This window comes from Rania fehmarnensis (genome assembly GCF_056494185.1).
Genome location: NZ_CM151398.1, coordinates 4,267,731 through 4,289,199, shown reverse-complemented (window position 1 = coordinate 4,289,199; position 21,469 = coordinate 4,267,731). Strand labels below are relative to the sequence as shown.

General features: G+C 51.5%; 16 protein-coding genes and 1 pseudogene. 13 read left to right on the top strand and 4 right to left on the bottom strand.

The genetic code is table 11. The features are described from left to right. Positions 1-282: 282 nt before the first annotated feature. The 6 genes from SH573x_RS14465 (at position 283) to SH573x_RS14440 (ending at position 7,655) form a co-directional block, all read left to right on the top strand. Complete coding sequence (locus SH573x_RS14465) at positions 283-744, top strand: hypothetical protein (protein ID WP_479356144.1); 462 nt, start codon at positions 283-285, stop codon at positions 742-744. Between the two features lie 227 nt (positions 745-971). Next, on the top strand, positions 972-1,472 hold the full coding sequence (locus tag SH573x_RS14460) for a hypothetical protein (RefSeq protein WP_479356142.1): 501 nt from the start codon (positions 972-974) through the stop codon (positions 1,470-1,472). Between the two features lie 107 nt (positions 1,473-1,579). Further along, the gene (locus SH573x_RS14455) at positions 1,580-4,771 is read left to right on the top strand and encodes a S41 family peptidase (protein ID WP_479356140.1); all 3,192 of its coding nucleotides are present in this window, start codon (positions 1,580-1,582) and stop codon (positions 4,769-4,771) included. A 465-nt stretch (positions 4,772-5,236) separates the two neighbouring features. Continuing rightward, positions 5,237-5,764, top strand: coding sequence for an RNA polymerase sigma factor (locus SH573x_RS14450; protein ID WP_479356138.1), 528 nt, complete (start codon positions 5,237-5,239; stop codon positions 5,762-5,764). Next, entirely contained in the window at positions 5,761-7,281 is a 1,521-nt protein-coding gene (locus tag SH573x_RS14445; RefSeq protein ID WP_479356136.1) for a hypothetical protein, read from the top strand. The genes SH573x_RS14450 and SH573x_RS14445 overlap by 4 nt, the downstream gene beginning before the upstream one ends. A 29-nt stretch (positions 7,282-7,310) precedes the next feature. Next, positions 7,311-7,655: a hypothetical protein gene (locus tag SH573x_RS14440; protein ID WP_479356135.1), complete on the top strand. Its 345-nt coding sequence runs from the start codon at positions 7,311-7,313 to the stop codon at positions 7,653-7,655. Positions 7,656-7,750: 95 nt separating this feature from the next. On the opposite strand, the gene SH573x_RS14435 is transcribed toward SH573x_RS14440, so the two are convergent. Together SH573x_RS14435 and SH573x_RS14430 are read right to left on the bottom strand one after the other, a co-directional pair. After that, positions 7,751-8,041 (bottom strand): type II toxin-antitoxin system RelE/ParE family toxin, encoded by a 291-nt coding sequence (locus SH573x_RS14435; RefSeq protein WP_479356133.1) that lies wholly within the window; start codon positions 8,039-8,041, stop codon positions 7,751-7,753. Next, on the bottom strand, positions 8,038-8,265 hold the full coding sequence (locus SH573x_RS14430; protein WP_479356132.1) for an addiction module protein: 228 nt from the start codon (positions 8,263-8,265) through the stop codon (positions 8,038-8,040). The genes SH573x_RS14435 and SH573x_RS14430 overlap by 4 nt, the downstream gene beginning before the upstream one ends. 277 nt (positions 8,266-8,542) lie before the next feature. Between SH573x_RS14430 and SH573x_RS14425 the strand changes: the two genes are divergently transcribed. Together SH573x_RS14425 and SH573x_RS14420 are read left to right on the top strand one after the other, a co-directional pair. After that, a complete protein-coding gene (locus SH573x_RS14425; protein ID WP_479356130.1) occupies positions 8,543-9,145 on the top strand; it encodes an RNA polymerase sigma factor in 603 nt (200 codons plus the stop codon). Next, positions 9,142-10,596 (top strand): serine/threonine-protein kinase, encoded by a 1,455-nt coding sequence (locus tag SH573x_RS14420; protein WP_479356129.1) that lies wholly within the window; start codon positions 9,142-9,144, stop codon positions 10,594-10,596. Before SH573x_RS14425 ends, SH573x_RS14420 begins: the two co-directional genes overlap by 4 nt. A gap of 504 nt (positions 10,597-11,100) precedes the next feature. On the opposite strand, the gene tnpA is transcribed toward SH573x_RS14420, so the two are convergent. Beyond that, positions 11,101-11,550, bottom strand: coding sequence for an IS200/IS605 family transposase (gene tnpA, locus SH573x_RS14415; RefSeq protein ID WP_479356127.1), 450 nt, complete (start codon positions 11,548-11,550; stop codon positions 11,101-11,103). A 422-nt stretch (positions 11,551-11,972) separates the two neighbouring features. Here tnpA and SH573x_RS14410 point away from each other — a divergent pair. The 3 genes and pseudogenes from SH573x_RS14410 to SH573x_RS14400 all read left to right on the top strand — a co-directional run. After that, a pseudogene (locus SH573x_RS14410) lies at positions 11,973-12,317 on the top strand (secretin N-terminal domain-containing protein); the annotation flags it as partial. A 561-nt stretch (positions 12,318-12,878) separates the two neighbouring features. Continuing rightward, on the top strand, positions 12,879-15,584 hold the full coding sequence (locus SH573x_RS14405; RefSeq protein WP_479356888.1) for a hypothetical protein: 2,706 nt from the start codon (positions 12,879-12,881) through the stop codon (positions 15,582-15,584). After that, entirely contained in the window at positions 15,581-16,078 is a 498-nt protein-coding gene (locus SH573x_RS14400; protein WP_479356125.1) for a hypothetical protein, read from the top strand. The genes SH573x_RS14405 and SH573x_RS14400 overlap by 4 nt, the downstream gene beginning before the upstream one ends. 122 nt (positions 16,079-16,200) lie before the next feature. Here the strand turns inward: SH573x_RS14400 and SH573x_RS14395 are convergent, their stop codons facing one another. Then, positions 16,201-16,803 carry a hypothetical protein gene (locus SH573x_RS14395; protein ID WP_479356123.1) on the bottom strand — a complete coding sequence of 201 codons (603 nt, stop codon included), beginning with the start codon at positions 16,801-16,803 and terminating at the stop codon, positions 16,201-16,203. A 403-nt stretch (positions 16,804-17,206) separates the two neighbouring features. Between SH573x_RS14395 and SH573x_RS14390 the strand changes: the two genes are divergently transcribed. Beyond that, complete coding sequence (locus tag SH573x_RS14390; RefSeq protein ID WP_479356122.1) at positions 17,207-17,806, top strand: RNA polymerase sigma factor; 600 nt, start codon at positions 17,207-17,209, stop codon at positions 17,804-17,806. After that, positions 17,803-21,234: a protein kinase domain-containing protein gene (locus tag SH573x_RS14385; RefSeq protein ID WP_479356120.1), complete on the top strand. Its 3,432-nt coding sequence runs from the start codon at positions 17,803-17,805 to the stop codon at positions 21,232-21,234. Before SH573x_RS14390 ends, SH573x_RS14385 begins: the two co-directional genes overlap by 4 nt. Positions 21,235-21,469: the final 235 nt, after the last annotated feature.

The following is a 21,469-nucleotide window of genomic DNA, read 5'->3' as shown; positions in this document are numbered from 1 at the left end:
GCTGTTGCCTCTAGCCTATGTATTCGAGCGTGCGCAGATTGGCGGATGACCAACAAAACTCGTGGGCTGCACAACTTTCGCGTGACATGCCGTCTGACATCCCGTTTTTGTGTCAGAATTCTGGGAAGGCTGTGTTTAGCCTTTTAGACGCGAGTTTATTCTAACCCCTGAGATCACCGTGACACAATTCCCCGAAACACGTGAAAGCCTGATAATTAGGTTACCTAGCAGCATCGCTGAAATACGCTGTGCCTTGCTTTCTATTCGCATCGTGGATGTGCAATGAAAGAAGATAATCGACAGTTCGGACCTCTCACAATCGGCGTTGCATTGGGTGCTTCGATTGGACTCGCAGTCGCCGCGTTTGGTCTTTATGTACTCGAGGCAGGTGGCAGCGACAACGATTACGATTCGATCCTAGTGGTAGCGTTATGCGCAGCGACGATAGGTTTTCTGCTGGGCTTCGCAGCCGAGTTGTTGCCATTGCATCCCAAGCTCGTGGGAAGACCGTGGATAAGGTACGTCATTCGGCCAATCTCATTTTGCTCTTTACCTTATGCAGTGCTTGCTTTGTCGCTTCGTCAATTCGGCTATGACAAGCTGATGGGCGGATTAGGCTTCTGGGTTTGCATTGTCCTCGTACCTTTGCTTGGGATAGCTGTTACTTTTCAACGGGTGAGAGTCATTCTGGGAAATCAGAATATTCCAGAAAAATCTGCGGGCTCGCGCAAGAAACCGACCTGACGTGGAACTTACTGGTGGCGACAATGTGCAAAACCACCAGCGAGTCCGCATGGTTGCCAGTCCACCCGAAACGACTTCGTGATTCTCATGATAATGAATATGTGCCAATCAACCTAACCAACGTAGCTTCCGCGAGTCATCCGATGTGCTCATCGCCGTCAATATCGTCCAGTAGTCACTCGAATTTGCCGGCAAATGCAACGCGGTTCGCGCTTGCATCAATCCTTGTGTTCGCCGCACTGATTATGGGCGGGCTCGGCGTCGCTCACACTTTTTCGATGCTTGGCAACAACTGGGTATTTCAGAAGCCAAAGAGAATTGCTGTTTTTGCGGCGTCTTTCTTTTCCGCCTTCATTTCTAGCTCGCTGTTTCTGGTTGCGGCGAGATTATTGTATTCCACAACACAACAGAAACCGATCGCGGGATCTCAGCGATTCTCCACGGCGGCGATTGTCTTAGCATTGTATGCCCCGTTCTATTGGGCCTTTAACAGCTCGTGGCTGCACCTGTTGCCTGTTCTCCCCGGATTCACAGCTGGCATGTTCACTAAGCCGCTGGATAGCAGGCTCGCGTTCTTCGCGGCAAGCGGCACATGCACCGTATTGTTGTTGGTCTCACTTTGCATCATTCGCAATCGGGTGCGTTACGGACGCTTTAATGCTCCCGTAATCGCATGGTGCGCTTCCGTCATCGCCTCTTACGCTGCTTATTCTTTCATGCGAGCATAGTCTTCCCGTCATGGTACGTAATAAAATTTTGGTATTCACCGGATATGAACCAGTCGATTTCCCAAATACGGGAACAGAATCAGCAACCACTTAGCTTGGAAAATCTGATGAACGAACGCACCGCTCACACTCAAATGCGTCAACTACTCTGCCTGCTGCTCTCTTTTCTGTATTCCGTCAGCGATATAGATGCCGTCCTCGCTCAACAGCGATATCAGGCAATGTCGTTGAGTTTTTTGACTGAACTCCCGGAGCGAGATGGATCTAACGTTCCATTTGCTTCGCAGCAGAAGCCGAACAAAGGCGAGCTGAAAGTCTCAAGCGAAGCCAGAATCACTCCTCCGTTCGCCTACGACCGGCCCGACCAATACGTAGCGCCCGATTTCAATTCCTTCTTCCCAGATGATCCAGCGGGGGGAAAACAACTGGATGCCTTATTTAGCGGCTCACTGGGCGGACATCACAAACCGGAAGATGTTCTGGCCGCGATTCGGCAGGGGCTCAGGCACACTCAGGTTTATCACAGTCAAGTGTTGGCACAGGTCGGGGGATTCGTTTGGGGCGTCAAAGAACAGAATCCGCAAGCGATCGAGTTGCTGTATCACGCCTCGGACGCTCGCGGGTCAGGGGCACATGAAGGGATGTACTACGGATTGACTGTATTGAAAGACCGTCCGCCGAATGTCGTCCGAACGCTCGTAAACAATTACGACCAATATGGCGGCCTTATGCAACAACGAATTGTCTGGGGGCTGAAGACGTATGGTGGTTCATCGCAGTTCGCCAATTCATTAGAGCAGTTGCTTGAGCAACCGGACACACTCAGTGACAACGCGGTGATCGCTGCGTTGGAATTGTATGAAAAAGCCACGGGTAAGCGATCATCCAAAACTAGCGATCTTGCCAATCGCGGAAGGTTTGTCGTAGGGTTTACGCACCAGGACGCGCAAAGCGATCAGGCACTACGAGAGCATCTTGAACGCTTTGTTAAGCCGAAGTCGATCCTATCCTTCGTGACGCGAATCGACCGAGGAAAACGCGTCGGTGTTTGTCTGTTGCAGGGTATCAGCGCGCGCGATCAGTTGATCGAAAAGCTGGACACTGACCCACGGAGCGAGATCGCATTGAAAGAAACGTTCTCCCCGATGGTGTTGCAGTATCGACAGCTCCGCGACTTTGCAGCGTTTCTGCCCGATGGCCTGCCCATCGGAGCCAAGCCGCCGTACGAGCCACCGCCAGTGAACGAATCCTTCGCATTCAACGCAACCGATGGCTATCAGCCGCCAGACTTCGAGAACTTCTTCCCCGCAGATGAAGCCGCTGGTCGACGACTCGATGAGCTGTACGAGAACCGTGAGAACACCAAACTCACAGCACGACAGCAACTCGAGATCTTTCGCAATGGACTCAAGAAAGCCAAAAATGGATTCAGAATATGTGGATGGGCGGCGGAACTTTCTGGCTGGCCAGAAGATCCATTGGCAAAGGAGATCTTCTATCACGCCGCAGACCCGAATTCGCCGGAAGTATTAAGGTATGATGCCATCTACAGTGGTTTGAGCGGCAACTGGGACATACCACCCAACGTACTGCAATTGTTTGCAGAAATACTGATTGGTGCTTCATCAAATTCCATGCATTCACGCGAAACAAACAGTCGAATTATTTGGTCTCTGACAACCGAACAACAGAAAAACGTCGTTGCGGCCCATCTCGAAAAAGCGCTGGAGAAGTACGATGTTTTTACGCCGGACAAGCTGGTCGAGCTGACTGCAATTTATGAGCAACTGACCAAGCGAAAGCCATCCAGTTTCGAGAAGTTTGCCGACGCGGGGACGTTTGTAGTTGCGTTTCGCCATCGTGATAAAGGTTCGCCTGAAGCCATGTCGGAGTTTTGCCAGACGCAGTTCCATGAAAAGCCTTACGTGGAGAAATATGTCATTGGCTCAGAAGGCAAAATCAAGGGTGCGGCAGCCGTGATCGTGAAAGGCCAGCGTGGCATTAAGCAGTGCGTTGAAGATTTGAAAAAGGATCAACGCATTCAATTTGGCTTTTCTGGAGCAATTTCCCAACTCAAGCAGATGCCGGAATGGAAAACGGCGCTGGAAGGCCAAACTGTGATCGAGGAATTGCCCAGTAACTACGCCGAAGCATTCGATCAGCTTTATCGAACGCTGGGTAATGACTACGCTCACTTTGAAATCAAACAGATCGACTGGAAAGCTGTCGGCGATGAGTTGCTGCCTCGCAGCAAAACGCTCAAGACACGAGACGAGTTCTGTCTATTGTGTCAGGAATTGGTGGCCAGGCTTGAAGACAGTCACGCTTACCTGATGCCAGGCAAGCTACAACCCGCAGTTGTTCCTGTGCCAACCATTGATCCCGGTTTCGCTTGTTTACTGGACGCTGAAGAGCGGTTGATCGCTTATCATGTTGACCCGCAGTCCTCAGCGCAGCAGGCTGGCTTGAAAGTCGGCAGTGTGGTCACGCACGTTGGCGGAATCGAAGCTGGCGAAGTGTCGAATCGAATCATGACGCAAACCAAACGCTACGCTGGTTACTCAAGCGAGCGTTACTTGAAATACCATGCGGCTCAATGGCTAGGGCGGCAAATGGAAAAAGGCACGCCGGTCACTTTGCGAGTGATCGAACCAGACGGTAATGAGAAGGAGCTGAAAACTAACGCGGAGAGTGGCGTTCGGTACTTGCCAAGGTTGCCGGTTCCCATCGAGGGCATTGAAGACTCGGCTAGTATCGACTGGATGCGTTTGGACGAAAAGACAGGATACATTTTCATCCGTCAGATCCGCAATGATTTGATCACTCAATTGGATACTGCTGTCAAGGAATTGGGTGACTGCAAAGGCTTGATTCTGGATGTGCGCGGCAACAGTGGTGGCGGATTTGATGCGGCGAGATCGTTTCGCAACTTCGATGTGACGGATAACACCGAACCAGATCGACCCAAGTTCGCTGGTCCGATCGCTGTCTTAATCGACTCGCGTTGTATCAGCGCCGGTGAGGGCTGGGTGAGTTGGTTTCGGGCGAATGAACGTGCCAAATTCTTTGGCACCACAACTGCCGGTGCCTCTTCACGCAAGAATACAATTGATATTCTCGGCGGAACTTACCGCGTAATCTACAGCGTCAAAGCCTATCGCGGTTTCCTGGATAGACCCATCGAGCGATTGGGAATCGAGCCCGATGTTGTCGTCCACCACAAAGCAGAATCTATCGCCCAGGGTAGAGATGAAGTGCTCGAAGCAGCCCGCAACTATCTTTCCAAACCGAAGGAATAGCCTTGGATCTCCGTTCAAATCGAAATGAACGAATCCGAGGAAACGGCCCAACTTGTCTTAGAGGGGGATAACTTGGACGATGGGGAAAACCCGGGACGGCAGGTTTGGAATGCACTTGTCTACAAACGAGGCAACGAAACTTTGATAATGAACTTTGAAGCCAAAGATATTGATCTTTGGGACGGTGGGATTTGGTTCTGTCGAGTTGTCGGTTAACGAGTCATTCCTATACATTTGCGCCAACCGCGATCATCTGCGCGTCTTGCACTGGTTGTTGCCATTTTCGGACGCAAAGTCGATACCCGCAATGATCTTGTGTGGCCACCGCTGCCAAGCGGAGCAGAATTACTTGGGGCGTTTACACCGTCTGGCGATGGTGGCTGCTACTATTTTTAGATTTTTGCGTGAAGACCGGGTGCGCTCTTGGCTATTCGCCGTTTAGATGGGTAATCCAGGAGCGTATGAGTGAAACAATCGGTGCAAGAACTACTAGATCTGCTTGAGACTGTCGGTCCACGCGTCCACGTTTTGTTGACGAAGTTGACTGGGCGAGTTGATGCTGCGGAGGATCTTCTCCAAGAACTGTTTCTCAAGCTTTCTCGATCTAGCGGATTCAAAACAGCTCCCAACCAAGAAGCGTACCTTCTGCGATCGGCGATTCACATCGCATTTGACTGGCGCAAACAGAATCGAAAGTTGATTTCACTGGAGGATTTCAAAACTGAAATCACCCAACCTGGAATTAGCCCTGCCGATGGCTTGATTCATGCAGAACTGGTTGGGAAGGTGCTACAAGCTTTGGAAATGCTCTCTGATAACGATCGTGAGTTGTTATGCATGCGATTCCTGGAAGAGATGTCGAATGAGACGCTCGCAACGCATTTGGGAGTAAGCGCACATCAAGTGCGATCTAAATGCTCAAAGGCGATGGATCGATTGCGTCGTATCCTGCAAGCCGATCAAGTCATAATTGCAAACGGAGATCAACCATGAATGATTCGACAATCATCGCAGCTGTTGTTTGTCATCTGCTTCAGCCCACGGCTGAGGAAACAGAAAGAGCACTTGAACGAACGCGGAGCGCCTTGCTAGCCGAATTGGATAGCCCGACATCGGACGTGCTGATTGAGAACACGGAACATCATGTCGCTGGAAGAGAGCGTTCGGTCCCATTTTTCAAAATGCGAAAGTGGACTCAAGTTGCAATTGCGGCATCGATCATTCTGATGGTGTTCACCGGCTGGGCTATCGTATCACCGAAGTCCGTTATGGCCCAAGCAATTTCGCAAATGGTACGTGCCAACTCATTTCGCCTTACGGTCGAAAGCCGAGGTAAGGACCGAAGTTGGGTTCGATCGGATGAAATGCTTTTTTCGCAGTCACTTGGGATACTTCACCGTAGTTTTGAAGATTCCAAAGTCGTACGATTGGAGAAGGATAATCGCCAGCATCACTGGTTGTATCGAGATGGTCAGTCCATCGCTATTCGTTCAGAGTCTATAGGTTTTGACGCCGCACTAGAACGCTTGCTAGGCCCGCTGGCTGAAAGCAAATCTAGCTTCAAAAATATCGCAGAAAAGAGTTTAGTCGTAAGCAATGAGAGACTGGAGTGTTACGTCTTGAGCGACAAGCGATCGAGGGCAACGATTTGGGTTGATCGAGTTGGCCGACTTCGTAGGTTTGCACTTGAGAGCTTGCAAGAAGATCAGTGGACGCAGTGGCAGCGAGGCGAAGTACTCTATGATGTTGCGATTGATGAGAACTTATTTAACAGTTCATTCGGTGAGGGCGTACGCGAGGTCGCTCCTCATGACTTGCTCAACGAGCAATTTGCGTTGGACCAAGCCATTCATCGAGAGGTCCAGTTGGGGTTCGAGATCGCCGTGCACGACCTAACGCGGCTTGACGAGAATCGATACTACATGCTGTTATCATTTCGCCCGACGGAAGCTACCAAGCGACGAGCAGAACTGCGACGAGGCGAAAAATTAAGCCAGTGGTACGTTGGATTTCGACAAGATGCTCCGGGAATCGTCGAATCGTCGTTCTCTTTAGCAGAGATTCAATCGGGCGATCTAACCATCTTGCCAGTCATCGGCAAGCTGGGAGGCTTTAACAAGGACAAAATAGATCGAGCGCGCCCCGCTTTCACTCTGTCTACCCATCATTCACTGTGGAAGGAGATGAAAGCGATTAGCCATCTTTCGATAGATGTTCCATTGCCAAATGAAACTACCGATATCGAGGATTCAATCCGTTCAGCATACGAGATTTGTGCGATTCTCGAATCGATTCCAATGGACACGCTGAATCTGGCCGACCCATGGGATACTCGGGAATTCGTTGATCATGAGAATGTTGGGTTTGGGCAATCGATGAGTCGACATCGAGTTGGTCGACCACGGCCGAGTGAAATCGACTTCAAGCTGTTCCTCGAACATATTCAGAGAAGTGAGCGAGGGGAAATGCCTCCCAACGAACCGGATCCTAAGCACAACATATCTAACTGACTTGATGAAAGCTGAAAGTGAGAGACATAATGAATGCAGATGAGTTCCTTCGATCGGCGAAGGTTTTGGATTTATCTTGCGATGTTGCTTCGGCTTGCCCAGACTACGAGTCCGCGGCTTCGATTGCTGGAAAGGCTATCATCCAGTTCATTTCAAAGTTTGAGATGCAATGCTCTCAGACGTCACGAGTTCTTGCATGCTGGCCTAAGACCAGATGGAACGATGACAATGAGGATAGTAAGTATACCCCTGGATTGCTTGCGGAAATCCTCACTATCTCCGCAGAGGAAGCTATTCGCGTAGCGACTTCACTGCTGGTTGGTGTCGCCATCGAGGGAACTCTAACGATCAGAGATAAGCATGTCGAGGAGTGAAGTTTTTTGGGTTGACGAGTCAGTTCGATGCCTCGAAAGCTCGCAGTTATTCAGAGTGGCAGTCTGCGAGGTGCTGAGTGACGACCCTACAAGACTCAATCGCGTTTCGACCAATACTCACTTTTCCGACTGGTGTGTGCGATAGCAACTACCAAGAGAGTTCCGTCCGGTTTTGGACGGAATACGACAATGTACGGAAAGCCAACAATACGTGCGTATTGATAGTGTTTTCGGATCTGTGCGAACTGCTCCGGCGATCGTTCTATTCTGGCGATCGTCGCTTGCAATTGAGCTTGGAAGCTGCCTGCAGCCCGTTGCGATCGTTCGGAGTACCATGCTTGAGCGTTCCTCGCCTCAGACAAAGCGAGTTCATGGAACTCAATCACTTGTTCAGATCGTCCTTCAATTGCTGGCTAACATCCTCCCAGGATACGGACTTGGTACCATCATGGAACCGCCGCTCAAGTTCCTTTTCGAATTCAGCATCATCGACTGAAAGACCAGGAAGCGTACCCGGAATTGAATCGAGTAACTCAGTTGCCAATAGGATTCGTTCCGACTCAGGGAGCGTCAAAGCTGTTTTGAGAAGGTCGTCGTGAGCGGTTGACATGGGGTAAATCCTCTTTCAGATATCTTACTCCGTTGATTCTAGCTTTCGAGAGGCAGGAAATAAAGGTCTTTAACCAATACAACTTCTCACTGGCAATGTCTTCGTTGCTTCAAATTTGTTCCAAAAAACTCTCTCGCTCATGCAAGATTCACGTCTGGCGTGGAATTTACTGGTGTAGCCACCGCTGCAAACGCAGCCACTGCTGCCAAGGGGTGGAGAATTGCCTGAAAACCATCCACCGTCTGGCGACGCTGGCTACGGGTATACTTGAGCGCCCATGATTCCCAGTCCACCCGAAACCAGAGCTAGCTTAATCGTGCGTCTTCGCGACGCGGCGGATGTGGCGGCATGGGATGAGTTCGTGGCTATCTATGGGCCGCTGGTGTACCGGCTCGCACTGCGTCAGGGGCTGCAAGCGGCCGATGCTGATGATGTCGTGCAGCAAGTTTTCGCTGCAGTGGCTCAGTCGGTCCACCACTGGCTGGAAAAGCCTCAGCGTGGTCGATTTCGCGGATGGCTACTGACGATCGCCCGCAACATTGCTATCAAGACATTGACTCGCAGGCCGCATGGAGGCATTGGGCAAGGCGGCGATCCAGGCATTGGAACGCTGAACGAGCTTGCTGCCCCCGATGCCGACGTTTCGAGCCAGTTCGACCTTGAGTATCGCCGCGAAGTGTATCGGTGGGCAGCGGAACAAGTTCGGGACGCGGTCGCTGCCAGCACTTGGAACGCTTTTCAACTCACTCACATCGAGGGAGTTTCGATCGCCGATGCGGCTAAGAGGCTGAATTTGTCTGTCGGCAACATCTACATCGCTCGCAGTCGAGTCATCAGTCGCCTGCGCGAGCTGGCCAAACAATTTGAGGTGTCCGAATGAACCCTTCATGCAACAGTTGCTCGGACGAACAGTTGTGGAACCTACTGCAAGCCGATGATGTCGAGGACGCCACGGTCTCAGCCAACCATCTGGCCGAATGCCCACATTGCCAGGCTCGCTTGGAGCAATTGGCCGCCGAGCCCGCGCAGTGGCTTGATATTCGAGACAGCCTGCAGCCAGATCAAGAGCTCGATGCAGGCAAGTCCTCTCAGATCGACATATTGAAACGGGACAAACCGCGTTGGGGCCGCGAGCGTTGGCAGCGACCGAACGCCTGGACGGAGTCGATGGCCAAGTCGTTGTTATCGACGGCCTGTCACCCAGAGATGCTTGGCCGAATCGGTCGCTACGATGTCGAACGCTTGATCGGCAGCGGCGGCATGGGGGTCGTCTTCAAAGCCTACGACACGGAACTCAATCGACCGGTGGCAGTAAAATTGCTGGCTCCCTATTTGGCCAGCAGTGGTTCGGCGCGGAATCGGTTTGCTCGGGAAGCTCGAGCTGCAGCAGCAGTCGTCGACGATCATGTCGTCCCGATTCACAACGTAGAAACGGATGGCGAACATCCCTTCCTGGTAATGAAGTTCATTGCAGGTGGCTCGTTGCAACAACGCATCGATCGCGAAGGACCGCTCGAAGTCTGCGAAGTGCTCCGCATCGGCATGCAGACCGCTAAGGGGCTTGCGGCCGCGCATGCTCAAGGCTTGATCCATCGCGATGTGAAGCCATCGAATATTTTGCTGGATGAAGGCGTTGACCGAGCGCTGCTGACTGATTTTGGATTAGCAAGAGCCACCGATGACGCCAGTCTAACTCGCAGCGGTTTTCATCCCGGCACACCGCATTACATGTCGCCAGAACAAGTTCGTGGCGAAGCGATTGACGCTCGTAGCGATCTGTTTGGGCTCGGCTGTGTGCTGTATGCGCTCTGTACCGGCCATCCACCGTTTCGTAGCGAAACCAGTTATGCCGTCCTGCGCCGCATCACCGATGACATTCCGCGATCCATCCGCGAAACGAATGCAAGTATCCCACAGTGGCTTGAACGAGTCGTGATGAAGCTACTCGCCAAATCGCCGGACGATCGCTATGCGTCGGCGGTTGAGGTTCACACGCTGCTTGAAAAGTGTCTCGCGCATGTTCAGCAGCCGACCACAGTAGAATTGCCTGTCGAGTTGCAGATAGAGGTAACTTCACGCAAATGGTTTGCCGCGTTGGCAATGGTGCCCGTTTGCATTGCTCTCGTCTGGGGCGTTTGGTGGTTCAACAATCGGCCTACAGAAATCGGTGACAATGCTGCATCGGCACAAACAGGAACATTGTCGCTAACGGCTGAGCCCCAGTTGCAATGGGAGAGCGATACGGCTGAGTTAGAATCACTTCGGCAAGATTTTGCACCAATAGAATTGAAAACTAAGAAGCTGTGGGACATTGAACCAACAAAGGAATGAATTTGGCTTTAAGCCCGAAGGGCTGACACATCCTCTGCCGGTGGAGATAACCACCGGTTGGACGGTCGAAATGAAGGATGGTGTGTCGGCCCTTCAGGCCCTTCCGATTCCATGTCAAACGTTACCGGGGCCTTCGACCCCGGCAGAGGATGTGCCAGCCCTTCAGGCTTAAAACCAGAAGAGCAAGCAGACCAGAAGAGCGAACAGACCAGAAGAGCGAACAGACCAGAAGGCTAGAGATAGACCTGAAGATCTAGAGATAGACCTGAAGATCTAGAGATAGACCAGAAGATCTAGAAACAGATCAGAAGACTCGAGATATACCCAAGAGGAAAGAAAGCGCTTCCAGCATCAACGGAAAAGACCAAAGGGGCTGGGAGCTGCTGTCCAGGTCGCCGGACCAGCAATTGAATTTAAGCCTGAAGGGCTGACACAACCTCTGCCGGTGGTGATAACCACCGGTTGCAGAACCAAACTGAATCGAAAGCCTGAAGGGCTGACACATCAATCGAACACATACTTTGGATCGTATTCAACTTCATGTTTAGCCAACATTGCCTGATATTCATCTTCAAAGGTTTGCTTCTTGTGATGCTCCATCTGTTTTTCAATGTAAGCATCCACTGCGTCTTTGGCAGAGAGGCTAACCGTGAAGGCTCCGTAACCATCCTGCCACCCAAACTTGTGGATCAAACCACTTGTGTCATTGATGTGCTTGCTGGTGTTGGCTTTGAGCTGTCCAACAAAATCGGAGACTGCGATCTTCGCTGGAATGCGAACAAGCAAGTGGGCATGATCATAGAACCCACCAACCTTGATCGCAAAACCGCTCAACTCTTTGGCAGTACCAGCCATATACGCAAAGACATTTTCTCTAAAACCGTCGGTGAGCCATCGTTGACGGTTCTTGGTGCTGAAGACGATGTGGTAAAGCAACTGTTGATGTGTACTCATCGTTATCCTTTCGCATTTGGTTTCTTGAGTTGTAGAGATCAGCATATAGGATTATTCTCGGGCCGCCAACCAATTTGTCAGGAGTTCCGTGGGTGTGTCGGCCCTTCAGGCCTTTCCGCTTCCATGTCATACGTTACCGGGGCCTTCGACCCCGGCAGAGGATGTGCCAGCCCTTCAGGCTTAAAACCAGAAGAGCAAGCAGACCAGAAGAGCGAACAGACTACAAGAGCAGACAGACTACAAGAGCAGACAGACTAGAAGAGCAGACAGGCCCAACTGGAAAGCTTGTGCTTCCAGCATGAATGAAACTGACCAAAACGCTGGGAGCTGCTTTCCAGGTCGCCGGACTAGCAATTGAATTTAAGCCCGAAGGGCTGACACATCAATGGACCTCACAACCACCTTTCAAACGGAGTTGAATTATGCCTTCTCATCAACGCAACCACACGGCGGTCATCAGATGGTTGCTCATTGTCTGCCTGCTTTATTCGGGCGCAGACGTTGAGGCCCAAACAGGAGTGGCAACAAGAGTGCCAACACCGGCAACTCCAACACAGGCAGCTCCATCCAAGTCAACCGAGGCTTCAGGCGGATTCGAAGAAAAACTTGTGACCTACCAACTCAAGCATGCCAAAGCCGACGAGGTACTGAAGATCTGGCAGAAACTCCTTGGCGGTTATGTGCGCAGCATTACCGTTGATGAACGGACCAATTCGATAGTGTTGATTGCAGTCAAAGCGACTGCCGATGAAGCACTAGCAACCTTGGCCTTACTGGATGGCGAATTGCCAAGCTCAATTGGTAACCGTCCGTCACCGGAAGTTCACTCTCAACTGCCGCTTCGCAAGGTCACATTCAAACATGCCAGAGCTGCAGATGTCTTGAAGATTATGCGGGATCTTGTAGGTGACGCTCTAGACGATGGAAAGGGATTCGTCGTCGATGAACGCACTAATTCGTTGCTCTATCTCTCACAGGATGTAAGCTCCCCCGAATTTGAAGAGGGCTGCAGTTCGCTAGATACTCCCACGCCATCTCAAGGCGATACAGGCAGCGGGAAATCGATCGATCTGCCCGCAAACGGCCCGAAACCTCAAGTGTTCAGTTTCTCAATCGGATTCGAACGCGGTGAATCACTTGAGTCACTCAAGCAGCGATACAACGAACTCGAGCAACAAACTCATCAGCTCGCGGACAAACTCAAGCTATCCAAGTCGCCAAGCGAACCAGAACGAACTGAACTAAAAGCTGCAGTTCGCAAATCCTTCGAAGCGCGCCAAGCACTGCAGCGTGCCGAGTTGGCCGATCTAGCTCAGCGAATGCAGAGCATGCAGCAATCGATCGACATGCGAGACAAGCTGGCTGAAAAGGTCATCGAGCGACGGGTCGAAGATTTGCTAAATCCCAATTTGAAATGGGATGCAGGGAAAGTGAGTGAGCAGCTTCTTGTTGCCCCGAATCAAAGCTCAAGCAACCTCGCAATGCTGTTGCCTCCGTCTGTTTCCCCGTCAAATGTAAGTATGCCATACGTCCCCCGTGAGCCACCGGCGACGGTTATCAGGAAGAGAATTCAGGGTCGATGGACAGTTCAGACGCATTCCGCTGGCAACAAAGATGCATTACCCGATTCGGCTGGTCAGGTGGAGGTCGAAATTGAGGGAAATTCGTTGAGATACCTGGTTGGCAAACAAGATACAACAGGACCAATCTTTCTGGCTGACTGCAAGGAAGTCGTATCGCCAACACTAACAGAAGAAGGTCCGCTTCCAATTGACTTTATTTATGACCCCAATGGAGATCCCCAAACTATTCGCGGAATTATTGCTTGCGATGGAACAAAGCTTTCAATTTGCATGGCAAGCGACGAAGGAAGGGCCAACAAGGACTTTCGTCCATCGTTATTCGTTCCCGGTACGAAGGTAACTTTGATCAAATGCCGCCGCGCTGAACCAGAGAACACAAAAGCAGTTTCGGTTGATCACGCAATTTGGAAGTCCCCAGTACAGCAAGCAACTTCGAAACTATTGGCTGCCTTTCCAGTTCCACCTGCAATTCATCAACACGACGCCCCAAAAGTGATCGCGATCGTAGATGTCGACTATCAAGGCAAACAAGAAGCGGTCAGTCTTCAAGAAGCAATTTACCAATGGATTGCGGCTGATATTCCGTTCGCGTGTGTCCAAGGCAGTTACTCGTTGCTTAGCCGCTCGGCCGTCAAACTCGCCATGCAGGAGACTGGACTTAGACCTCGCGACTTAACGCGCAGCAGCCCCTATTACATCGATAATCGAATGCAACTTCTTAAGCAGTTGAGGAGCCACGAATTGAAAGTGGACGCGCTTCTTATTACTTCTCTCAAGCACCTTGAAAATGTAGAAGACGCTTATCCAAGCCAATTCGAAATAGCGATTGAAGGGTTTATTGATGCTCGCACAACAAACTGGATTGAACGCGTAAACATCGACGGGAAGGCCAAAGGGCAGTCGAGTGAACTTCTGGGTAATTTGCTACCTCAATTCGACACTCCGCAAGCCTTGCTCGCTCGAGTGGACGAGTGCAGTAATAACGGATCGTACGAAGAGTTTGTATCGCTGTTTAGCGACGATGGGGTTCGCGACTTGGCGGGTAGTTTGATGGTATCGGCGATGCAAGTTACGACAATGACCGATTTAGCGAAACAAAACGGAGGTGACTTGGGTCAGGGACCAGCACGAATTCAAGAAGCCCTGAATCGCTGGTTGAAGCCCAATCCTACCCCCGAGCAACAGCAGGCGGCGAGTGAAGCACTCTCATTGATGTTTGCTATCGGATTCGGTGGATCGATACAGGATAAATCTGTGATCACCGCTTATGTTGCAGGCGTAAGGAAAAGCGCTGAAAGGGTCACCGACCTGCGCAAGTTTTCGGTCGACATGTTAAAGGCATACCATGAACTCACCGGAGAACCATTTGGGTACTTTAATAAGGAAAAAGATAGGGAATGGCGTGTCACACAAACCGGAGATAAAGCGGTGGCGACACTCGTTGTGAAGATTGAGCCAACGCCTGCAACTGTGGGTATCGGATCGAACATTGCGGAGCAGTCTTTTACTTCAAATGGTTCAGAACAATTGCCGGTGATGACTTTAACGAACCTAGATGGGACTTGGCGAATCTCTAGCTTGTTCGATGAACTGCTCAATGTTGTTCAACCAAACATTGAGACTCCCAGTGCGGCTGTCCCGGAACAGTCGAACTCTAAAATGATTACCCGCCGCTACTCCGTGGGGAGCTTTGTTACAGAGAGCTTCTTTACAGGCAAAGGCAATTACGACACGAAGCAAGTTTACGAAAAGTATGAAACCGACATCGAGCAGTCGCTAGAGGATTTGGCCAAAACCGTGACAGCGACGTGCAGTCAGCCTCCGAAGTTTGTGCAGGTCCTTAGTAGCTCGCGATGCTTGCTGATTGGGCACACGGAAGCGGGCCATCAGGAAATCGCAAATTTCATGAGCGATATCGGCATCAGCAACGACCGAATTCGCTTGCGCGGAGTCGGGATTGAGATCACCAAAGACGATGTAAAGTCGCTCGGCATCGACTTGACACAGGAGTTCATACAGTTACTTTCATCAGAGAAAGCTGAGGAACTACGAGCGTTTCAGAAAAATGAGAAGTCTGAAAGTGAGAACAGTTCGCGTGATTTCAGCTTTGTTGCGATGGACGAGGCGGTCCAATCAGGAACGCGTACGCACGTGAAGACAACGGCAGTTGGATTGCAATTCCCGTTTACAGCCCGAATCGTTCCAGGGACGAAGAACGTACAAATCCGCATGGACTTTCATAGTGCATCCGGCGGTGTTGAGATTTTCTCGCCTCGGATCCAATCTCTGAGCGACGCTCAATCGGTGCTGTTTGTATTTGGTGACGATCTCTATTGGCTCGCATCTGCAGATATCGTTCAGGATGCGATCGTCGGCGCTGAGCACAACGACAAAGCGGCTTCGAATCCTCTGCCATCAGACACGCCTGCAATGGAGAGCAGCCCGCAATGAATTCGAACGGAGAATCGCCGCCAACCGCAGGACCAACTTACTCTGGTCATTCGATCCCATGGTGGTTGGATAACTACTGGGACAACGCAACGGCGAATCCGAAGTCACAGGAAAATGGCGTTCAAGAATACGTGGCCACTGAAGCGATTCGTAAAATGCATAACTTGCCGGCCTGCCAGCCAGCAATCGAGGCCGCGTTAGCGAAATGGTTTGCTTCCGTAGACAGCGAATACAACGAGATCCAGTTGGTGCGAGCAGCCAAATGCATCATCGTCGCCGCTGGGCCGAAGCATCAAAAACTAGCGGTGGATTATCTGTTTACAATCTGGAAGCGACTGCCGACTCTCTCGCTTCAAAAACTAATGGAGCTGATGGATGGCAAGTATGGACTCAACGATGAGAGTGTTGGGGAACTCGTCGATGGGCGCATCGCAATCTTGAAGCAACTGGATCTCACTCTGCGAGACGTAGTTCGCGAGTCCGGGAAATTCTAAATGAGCCGAGAAACGGAATGCAGTGCGACGACTCCAATTGGATTATCGCAGTCAATCCAGGCACCTGGCTGAGTCGGTAAGCGGGCACACTATCCCGCTGGGAAAACGCTGAATCTGGTGCTTCATTGTACGGATTGGCTATCCGCTTTTAACTCGTTCTGCAGCGGTGGGCCGCCGTACCCTCGTGGATTCGTTTTCCACCATCCCAACGCAGCGATAAAGAAAAAAACAGCTAAAGCGAGCAATTGAGTACGCGAGCTACGACAACTCTTCGTGCGGGCCGCAATGCGCAATAAAACAAGAATGAAGACAAGCGTCATCACGTACTCAGGCCAGAGTGCTGCCAGGGTATTCAGGGGATCTAAAACCATCGTTTGTAGTGGAAAGAGAGTGCCGATTTGTGGTGAAAACGGAAGCGTTATGAGTAGGAGTACCGCGGCAGGTTGAGTTAGTCGGCCTAGGATCACAAGGATAATGGCTATCAGATATGCAACGACCATATCGACACTTCGAATGAACAATCCCCCCAATGATTCGCAGACAGGCGTTGGGAGTGTCGACATGAAGTTGGTCGATGCAATTGAGTCAAACCAAAATTTGGCAAATTCCCATTCCACATCATAAAGCAGATAGTTTAACGCCGCGTTTACATTGAATGCAGCGATTGCGACCAAAGGCAAAAGAAGTAGCTCTCTAGTACTGAACTGGTAGCGAGATTCGTTCATCAAAGTCCAATCGGATTACGTTCGCGTTGACCGGTACTGCGGCCCAAGATGCAAAAAGCTTGCTCGCTCGTTCCCCTCCAATGTATGGTTCGCCAACGGCTATTTCCTCCTGTGCTATCGATTCTTACAAACGATGCCAAAGCAAGCGAGATCATACCCCTCGATGCACCTCCTGTAAAATCAAGAGGCAGCGAACCCTAAGCCGCAGGTGACCTTCATGCGCCGAGCCCACCGACGCCTTAGGCTTGTCGTTTATCGTCTTTCTTGACGATTTCCTTTTCCGCGCGCACGCGGTGGCAAAGAAACTCCATAATGATGAGGTTGTGCTGTAAGGTTTCGCAATTCTCGTGTTTAATCCTTTAGATGCGAGAATTCCCGGCACTTTTCAGCAGCGAGACCTGTCTTGACGCCATTCCCCGAAACACGCGAAAGCCTGATCGTTCAGGTTAAAGACCCGAGCAATCGGTTGGCGTGGGAGCGGTTTGTCGCGATCTATCAGCCAGTGATCTACCGGATTGCGATCGCTCGCGGTTTGCAGGATGCGGACGCTCACGATGTGACTCAGCAAGTTTTGATGGCGATCGCGATGGCGATTCCACGCTGGGAACGCTCGTCTCCTTCGGCTCGGTTTCATCACTGGCTTCGGCGAGTCACGCGCAATGCAATCATCAACGCTGTGACTCGGCGGAAAGGTGAACTGGCGACAGGTTCGAGCAGCGCTGGTGATCTTCTTGCTGAGATCCAGCAACCGGAACCGGCAACGGAATCGCTGTTTGAGCTGGAGGTGCGTCGCGAGTTGTATGCGATTGCCGCCGAGACTGTTCGCGGCGAAGTTCACCCGGACACGTGGCGGGCTTTTGAGCTAACCGTGGTGGAAGGCATCAGCAATGCCGACGCGGCAACCACTTTGGGAAAAACAACGGGTTCGATTTACACCTGTCGCTGTCGCGTGATGCAAAAGTTGCGCGCGGCGGTTGAGAAGCTAGAGGACGTGAACGAATGAACATACAACAAACATGCGATCCCGATCGACTCGATGCCTTCGTGCGCGGCGAACTCAGTGAACAGCAGGAGAGCGAATTGACGGCGCACCTGGATCAATGTGCAAGCTGTGGCGAAGAACTGGAACGTCGCGTCGCAGCGGCAGACCAGTGGCGGGAGGCGGGCGAATTGTTGACTCATCGGGCGCGCCGATCCAACGTGATAGATCTTGCTAACAATCCAAGCACTAACGAAGGTCTAACAACTTCCACTACATTCGCTGAACAGATGGATCAAGTCGTTGGTATGTTGGCTCCCACCGACGACCCGGAGATGCTCGGTCGCATCGGGGGCTACGAAGTCTCGGGCGTGATTGGTTGCGGCGGGATGGGAGTCGTCTTCAAGGCGCATGACCGTTCGCTTGATCGTGTGGTGGCTGTGAAGGTCATGGCACCGCATCTGGCTGGCAGCGGCGCGGCGCGAAAACGGTTCGCTCGTGAATCGAAAGCGGCTGCTGCCGTGCTGCATCCGAACGTCATCGCCATTCACTGCGTCGCCGACGACCCAAAATTGCCTTATTTGGTGATGCCGTACATCGGCGGAGCATCGCTACAGAAACGTGTCGAAGCCGATGGGCCCCTGTGTACGCAAGACACGCTGCGGATCGGTCAACAAATCGCAGCCGGCCTGGCCGCCGCACACGCTCAGGGGCTGGTGCATCGCGATATCAAGCCAGCCAACATCCTGCTGGAACGAGGCGTCGAGCGCGTCACGATCACCGACTTCGGATTGGCCCGCGCGGTCGATGATGCCACGATGACTCGCAGCGGAGTGATCGCAGGGACGCCGCAGTACATGTCACCCGAGCAAGCACGTGGCGAATCGATCGATCATCGCAGTGATCTGTTTTCGCTGGGGAGTGTGTTGTACATGATGTGTGCTGGCCATTCCCCTTTCCGAGCCGAAACAACGTTCGGCATCCTCCGCCGCATCACCGACAACCAGCCAAGACCGCTTCGCGAGATCAATCCCGACGTGCCCGAGTGGCTGTGTGCGATCATCGAAAAGCTACACGCCAAGGAGCCGAGCGAACGTTTTCAATCGGCCGAAGAAGTCGCTGAGTTGCTCGAAGGCTGTCTGGCTCATGTTCAACAACCCACGTCCGCGCCTCTACCAGCGTCGCTTGTACCTCAAGCCACTACCGGCCGTTCTGTTTTCAATGTCACTCGTATAGGAGTATTGATAATGGTTGGTATTTTTGGAATGACTTTACTCGGAATGGTGTTATGGCAAGCTACCGAACCGCCCGACATCAGCGGACAATGGACCAGCGACGAATGGGGGACTGTGGTGCTCAACGATAAAGGGCTTGGAAAGTACGAAGGCACTTTTGGCGGCATCGGTGGCGACAGGCCGGCAGAGGACGATACTGCCAGACTTTTTGACGGTGGATCGCTCCTCAGACCTGTTCCCAATATCGCCATTCGCAAAGGCGAATCGGGCTCGTTGCGCTTGAAGTGGTCGCGTCTCGAACAACGCTTCAACGGCACTTGGAAGTCAGGCGAGAATCACAACGGCAAAATGTCGCTCCGACTGGTTGACAATGAAATCCGGGGGGCATGGACTACAAACAAAGGTACTCAAAAGGAATCCGGCAGTCCTAGGCTCGCTGATTTGACATGGAAGCGAAGCGTGGTCGCCGATGGTGTATACGGTGAACAAAAGACTTACGAAGATCCAGATTCAGGAGCGCACAACAACAACAACAACAACAAGTTACCCAAAACAGTTGCGCTGTACGTACGCTCTACAGATTATCAGGGGGGGCCATTTGACCTTGGTGACTATGTAGACGTCTATCAATCGCGAAGGAACTACGATCATGAGCCTTGGCGAGAATGGCATGTTTTCAAGAATGTGAAGATACTTTCGATAACGGAGTTCGTCGATACGCCAATTGATAACGGTTCCGCTTGGAGCTTTGAAGTGAGCTTAGGAGCCGATTCATACGTGACCGATGTTGATATGGCGACCATTTTGCCGTTGTACGAGAAGGCGATGCAACAAGGTAAAATGAGGTGGATCGTACGTCCTGCAAAAAACAAACAGAACGGTTCATCAGCAATCATTGTTCCCCTTGAGCATCCGAGTGCGGATTCAAAGGGAGGCGGCGACCTGGCTGCAGGAATTCCCAAAGGTTCGTCTAGTCAAGCAAGCGTTGACGACAAGGCACCTGAATTGGTCGAAACTCCACAACCACCGCAACAAGCGACTGCAAGTGACCCCGACACAAATCATTCAAGAGATTTGAACGGATTCTTGATTGCTTGGGACTTCAATTATCCTTTGCTTGGAAAGCGCATGGCAAAGCTCCGTGTTTCGACGGATATGAATCTGGAGTCCGTATTCCCTGGCCGGCCGAGCGTGAAAGGGAAAGCTCCCATTGAAGATGTCAAGAAACTGGTGGAGTTCATCGCCGCGCAAGTTGATTGGGCGGGGGATATCGGAGCGGAATATGAAAGTACCGTTTCGTCGATGGCTGAGTTCGAACGAGACGACACGAGTGTCCGCACCGAACGTGTTGCTATCAATCTAGAGGGAAGAGTGGGCGAGCTACAACTGGACAAGAGACGCAGAGAGCATCGTGAAATTGTTAACCGCTTATGGAGGCTCGAGGGAATTGTAGCCATTGGAGGAAAGGTGGGGTTGACCGAGCTATTGGCTGTTGCTGCACAGCGACTGAGTATCCAGTTTCCCGAAGTCAGATACAAACTGTCATCGGGAGACTTCCGGTTCGGCATCAAGGATGAGATGGGAACACGAATCGCCTACTTTCGTATCCCGCCTGATAGAAACAGGCAAGAAATGAACTTCACGCTCACTTTGCTGCCAACCGGTGAGCCAAAATTCGAACTCGACGAAAACTCAAACGACGAACCAACAAAAAATGAAGATACACCACCACAACCAAATGGAGACGCTCGATCTACCGATTCGTCGAAGATATACACGGTGGAAGAAGTTATTGCCAATGGAATGGAGCTCAGTAACAAACAACTGCCAATTAACGTTCGGGTCAAGGTGGTTTCGGTCCGACAAGAAGGAACTGTGAATGCCGATGGCACGAAGGCTCAGCATTGGTGGCTGAGCTCGAAAGCGTACAATGGTGGACTCGATCCCTCCGCACTTAAGATCCGTGTTTCGGAGAATGTTGAAAAGGCTCTTGAAAGAAACGGAGTGACAGACATCGTTGCTCACTTCACTGGGAAGGAACTGACGATCACAGGGAAGCTATCCATGGGAGGAGTAGATCTTCCGGGGCGCGACACGATTTTGCTTTTCGATATAAGCTTGGACAGCCTGGATCAACTAATCTTACCGGTCGCCGAAACCGAACACTCAAATGACGAACCAACTAAAAATGAAGATCCACCACCACAACCTAATTGATTCGCTCGTTCACCAGGTTCGTCAAAGATCTACACGGTGGAAGAACTCATTGCTAATAGGATGGAACTCAGCAATAAACAACAGACCTCCCTGCTCACTTCACTGGCAAAGAGCTGACGATCACAGGAAAGCTCTCTTTCGGTGTAGCAGACCTTCCATTCCAGGACGACATTTTCCTTTACGATATTAGCCTCGACAGCTTGGATCAACTACCAACGCAATCCAATCGCAGCGA

Bases quoted from the DNA above. Each gene is read 5' to 3' on its own strand.
- SH573x_RS14385 (WP_479356120.1), top strand. From the start codon at position 17,803: ATGAACATACAACAAACATGCGATCCCGATCGACTCGATGCCTTCGTG.
- SH573x_RS14440 (WP_479356135.1), top strand. From the start codon at position 7,311: ATGAATGCAGATGAGTTCCTTCGATCGGCGAAGGTTTTGGATTTATCT.
- SH573x_RS14425 (WP_479356130.1), top strand. From the start codon at position 8,543: ATGATTCCCAGTCCACCCGAAACCAGAGCTAGCTTAATCGTGCGTCTT.
- SH573x_RS14405 (WP_479356888.1), top strand. From the start codon at position 12,879: ATGCAGCAATCGATCGACATGCGAGACAAGCTGGCTGAAAAGGTCATC.
- SH573x_RS14400 (WP_479356125.1), top strand. From the start codon at position 15,581: ATGAATTCGAACGGAGAATCGCCGCCAACCGCAGGACCAACTTACTCT.
- SH573x_RS14395 (WP_479356123.1), bottom strand. From the start codon at position 16,803: ATGAACGAATCTCGCTACCAGTTCAGTACTAGAGAGCTACTTCTTTTG.
- SH573x_RS14420 (WP_479356129.1), top strand. From the start codon at position 9,142: ATGAACCCTTCATGCAACAGTTGCTCGGACGAACAGTTGTGGAACCTA.
- SH573x_RS14445 (WP_479356136.1), top strand. From the start codon at position 5,761: ATGAATGATTCGACAATCATCGCAGCTGTTGTTTGTCATCTGCTTCAG.
- SH573x_RS14455 (WP_479356140.1), top strand. From the start codon at position 1,580: ATGAACGAACGCACCGCTCACACTCAAATGCGTCAACTACTCTGCCTG.
- SH573x_RS14430 (WP_479356132.1), bottom strand. From the start codon at position 8,265: ATGTCAACCGCTCACGACGACCTTCTCAAAACAGCTTTGACGCTCCCT.
- SH573x_RS14465 (WP_479356144.1), top strand. From the start codon at position 283: ATGAAAGAAGATAATCGACAGTTCGGACCTCTCACAATCGGCGTTGCA.
- tnpA (WP_479356127.1), bottom strand. From the start codon at position 11,550: ATGAGTACACATCAACAGTTGCTTTACCACATCGTCTTCAGCACCAAG.